This is a genomic window from Vibrio rubrogenes, assembly GCF_059641415.1.
Map to the genome: position 1 here is coordinate 1 of NZ_JCARSY010000076.1, position 3,918 is coordinate 3,918.

The 3,918-nt window shown below is 34.5% G+C and carries 5 protein-coding genes; 1 reads left to right on the plus strand and 4 read right to left on the minus strand.

Going from position 1 to position 3,918, the window contains the following annotated elements; all coding sequences use genetic code 11:
• Nucleotides 1-553: 553 nt before the first annotated feature.
• Nucleotides 554-748, plus strand: a complete 195-nt coding sequence (locus AC55NX_RS20455; RefSeq protein ID WP_496997410.1) for a hypothetical protein — start codon at nt 554-556, stop codon at nt 746-748.
• A gap of 102 nt (nt 749-850) precedes the next feature.
• Here AC55NX_RS20455 and AC55NX_RS20460 read toward each other — a convergent pair whose 3' ends face one another.
• From AC55NX_RS20460 to AC55NX_RS20475, 4 genes are all read right to left on the minus strand, one after another.
• Complete coding sequence (locus AC55NX_RS20460; protein ID WP_496997411.1) at nt 851-1,327, minus strand: hypothetical protein; 477 nt, start codon at nt 1,325-1,327, stop codon at nt 851-853.
• 56 nt (nt 1,328-1,383) lie between these two features.
• Nucleotides 1,384-2,319, minus strand: coding sequence for a tetratricopeptide repeat protein (locus AC55NX_RS20465; RefSeq protein ID WP_476487306.1), 936 nt, complete (start codon nt 2,317-2,319; stop codon nt 1,384-1,386).
• On the minus strand, nt 2,297-3,724 hold the full coding sequence (locus AC55NX_RS20470) for a glycoside hydrolase family 19 protein (RefSeq protein WP_496997412.1): 1,428 nt from the start codon (nt 3,722-3,724) through the stop codon (nt 2,297-2,299). The genes AC55NX_RS20465 and AC55NX_RS20470 overlap by 23 nt, the downstream gene beginning before the upstream one ends.
• Nucleotides 3,717-3,918: hypothetical protein (locus tag AC55NX_RS20475; RefSeq protein ID WP_496997413.1), on the minus strand; the 202-nt coding region annotated here is incomplete at its 5' end. The genes AC55NX_RS20475 and AC55NX_RS20470, both read right to left, overlap by 8 nt.

Here is a 3,918-nt window from a genome sequence, read left to right on the forward strand (position 1 = left end):
CGCCTTGATCATCGACTGAATCTGAGATGGACTCGATACCCTGATAGTCACGGACCACCAATGTCTCATCATTGACACCATCGATGGTGAGCCTGAACCCTAACGTTGCCATAATAAATTGGGTTGTATTGTACGCTGAATAACCTTCATCCAATTCTCATCTGGCTGATTGTATACCCGTCTTAATCATCAATAGCGCTTCTCTTTTAGATTCCATCAGAAAAGTGAACTGACTCGAAGAACCTCATACTTTTTCCATACTTGCGTCTATTGTACCAGTGCCCGACGTTCATTAATCTAACCCTGTACCGGAAACACTCCGGGACGGGATTGGTCCCCCGTTGTTAAATACTTGGATAGATAAATACGGTTCTAACCGAGCTGTTTTTATGCGATTATCAGTGCGCCTAAATCATGGTGGGCTGAATCGGGCAGCTTCGGCTGGCCGTCATCCAAGTAGCGGTAGGACCAAACCCGGCTCAGTCCACCACCCAAAGATTGGTCCCTTTCCGTGGTGGTGGAACAACATCATCTATTTTTACTTGGAGTTTATATGTTTGAAACCATCCACTATGATCCACAACTATCACAAAAAGCCCGTGAATATTTACGCCAGCTGGAAGAGATTTTTCTGGCAGAGCAACGGGAAAACCGACAGGAAATGTGTGAAGTTTTACTCTATCTCAATAATTTAATCACCATCCACTATTGTCAGTATCATGAAGACGGGGATGAAAGTTTTGTATAAAACATGATTGTTGTTTGTGATCAGCGAGCCGCATTTGCGGCTCGGTTTGAACATGATTTATTGGCTCTTGAGCAATTTGCATTAACAATAAAATATGAATAGTTATGGAACATTTGTATAAGGATATTCGTTTATATACTTAGAATTAAAAGGCTTGTCAGATTTTTTAACGTGGCATTTTTCTTTACCCGATTTATTTATTACACAGATACGTAATGAATACGATTCATTATTGTAAGAAGAATCGAACGTCACTGTTTGAACAAGTTCTAATTTATTATCATTTATACCTAAGAAGTATTTTTTCTCTTGACCACCGGCACCAGAGAACATTGATATTAAAGATAAATTAACATCATCACCTTTTTCTTCTCTAATGTTTACAACCATATAAATACCCTGAAAATTATAATTTCCAGATTTATACTTATACTTATATTCTCCATCTACATTAAGAAATACCAATATCTCATCATTGGATGGATCATTAATAACAGCGTCTTTAGTCCCGTCACGATTCACATCAAAGTAATATATTTCATTTTTATCAGTATGAACCAAATCATTAAAACTAGTCATAGAAACACATCCAGATAACATTATAGTTATCAAGGAAAAGAGCACACTCTTAAATATCACAGAGACACCCGTTTAAATACTTGTTTCGGAATCTTACTCTCATTCCCACGCTCTTTCATTAGCTTAATATAAGTTTGATATGCATCCTTCGCTTTATCTCTATCTTTTTTTCCCCAAAGTGCATCACCTAGATTTATATATGCAACAGTTCTAGAGGGAAAATCTTTAACAATATGTCTAAGGACAAAAATGGATTCTTTGTATGCTCCACGCTTTTCTAGGAAGTAAGCCAAATCATTATACTGAGTTACATTTTTATTAGTTATTTTATACTTATTAATCAATGCTTCATAACGTTGAGTTGTCTCATATGTACTGTATGGTTCTTCACGTACTCTTTGAATAAAGTCATCAATGGATGCCGTTATTTTAAATGATATAGTACATTTTTCATCTCTTTCATCTTCACTAGGAATTTCATGGAGAGATATATTTGATTTAGAGTAGAGCATTTGTAAATCTATATTTTGCTTTACAGTGCAAATATCTACTCGTCCATCTTTATCAAATGAATATCTAACTGTATGAATTGTTTCATCTAGAAAATATTTTTTATTTTCATATGAAATCAGATAATTTATTTCACCATTGCCTGCACCAGGAAAAGAAGTCCTTATATTTAATCTATTACTTTTGTCCGAAGCAGGATAAATATTTGTCATAATATATCCACCATCTTGGGAAAAATTATACCCTTTGAGAGATAGATAATATTTATTATTTTTATTGACAAAGAAATACAACTCATCCCCCATAAATGGTTTACTATAAACAACATAGTCTAATTTACCATCAAAATTAACGTCTATTTTTTTTATCTCATATGACTCTTCATCAAATTTTTGGGGGTCATATAATGTATATGAGAAGACACACATCGATAATGTTAATCCCAAAATTCCTGTTAAACTATTTATTACTACATTTTTCATAACAAAATATCCCCTTTAAGATCTTGTTATATTTTCTTCTTTCTTTTAGTCCATTATTACCACCATTAACTAACCAACTAATCAAATCTATATAGTCGTCGTCGGCAATTAAATTCATGTTCAATGTGCCATATTTTTTCTTGCCAGAATCATAAGATATAATATTTTTTGTGTAGCTTGCATTATATTTTTTTACATATGAGGGTGCATTAGCTGGAGCACTCCATGTTTCTCCAGATGCTGACAATACTTTTCCTTGCTTGAAAAACCAACCAGCGGAATCCATCGCAATACCTAAATCATCAGATACATCTGTATAATTCATTATTACGTCAGAACCAGAAAAATCTTTGTACTTATAATAGGTATTTTTCCATGTCAGCTGCATTAAACCTCTACCTCGATATTTTGCACCATCTCCGATTGAAGTATTTCCATATAACGTCGCATCAGCATTATTTGCAGGATCATACGCTGAACCATCACCACTTTCGATAGCAGTTTTTAACCTTGAACTTTCATGATAAATCTGTGTAAGGAAATGAATCTTCCTAATACAAGTATTGATTTCATATGTTTTACAAACTTTATTTAACTCTTCCGTAAATCGTTCATATGTTTTATCTTTATCAGGAATATCACAATCAGAATCATCAAAGAGATCTAAACTTTTCTTATATTCAGATTTTCTTAATACCTTAACTATTAGCTTGACTTCATCAACTGTAAAATCACGACTACACGCACACTTAAACTTATGCTCCCACTCTTCCTTCAGGGCTTCATCTAAAGCAAGGATCCCATTTTGTCCAACAATCCCATCAACCCCACCAAATTTATAATCGACATGCGTTTTATGTGTAGGCTTGTATATAATCTGGAAAACTTGAAATAGATCTTTTGTATTCTCCTCAAAGTCACCACTTTCATCAGAAGCATCACCTAAATCAAGTCCAATCTTTATTAACCCTTCTTGGATTAATTTAACTTCCTCATTTTTTTTAATCCCTTTCTTATATCCTTTGCTTCTTTTAACTGCGAGCTTATTCAATACCTTAGAATCTTTAAACAGATCAGACTTTAGGATCATTGGGATAACTTCAACTGTTGTCCTTTCGTTTTTTTGAAAAACTTTGTCATTATCTACATCAATTGAAGCCATGAGTTTATAAATATCTTTAACAGAAACTTTATTCTGTTTAGCTAAATCTTCCACCTTTACTTTAGTAGAGACTTTCTTGTCTTTAATTTTTAAATTTTTCGGGATTTCTTTTCCTAAAAGCTTTCCATTTTTATCTTGTAACTGAAAGCTTGCCATAACCGATGTATTGTTGTCTAAGTTGATATTTTCTTTAAAAGTATATTCTTTATTCGTCAATATTTCTTTTAGTGCAATACTACTCATCGTAAAACCCCTGATTTGTTCTGTGACCTTCAGCCAAAGGCAATTCTGCCATCTCACCCGCAAACCCACTGCCACTCCCGGCACTACCACCGGAGTTCAGGTTCACCCCGGCACCGCTGAGAGAGACACCTGACGGATCAACTTTAACGAAGCTGCCACCGGCTTTGAGGGTGATTTCATTCCCGGCTTCGATA

Coding starts and splice junctions, on each gene's coding strand:
- AC55NX_RS20455 (WP_496997410.1), top strand. CDS start 554: ATGTTTGAAACCATCCACTATGATCCACAACTATCACAAAAAGCCCGT.
- AC55NX_RS20460 (WP_496997411.1), bottom strand. CDS start 1,327: ATGACTAGTTTTAATGATTTGGTTCATACTGATAAAAATGAAATATAT.
- AC55NX_RS20465 (WP_476487306.1), bottom strand. CDS start 2,319: ATGAAAAATGTAGTAATAAATAGTTTAACAGGAATTTTGGGATTAACA.
- AC55NX_RS20470 (WP_496997412.1), bottom strand. CDS start 3,724: ATGAGTAGTATTGCACTAAAAGAAATATTGACGAATAAAGAATATACT.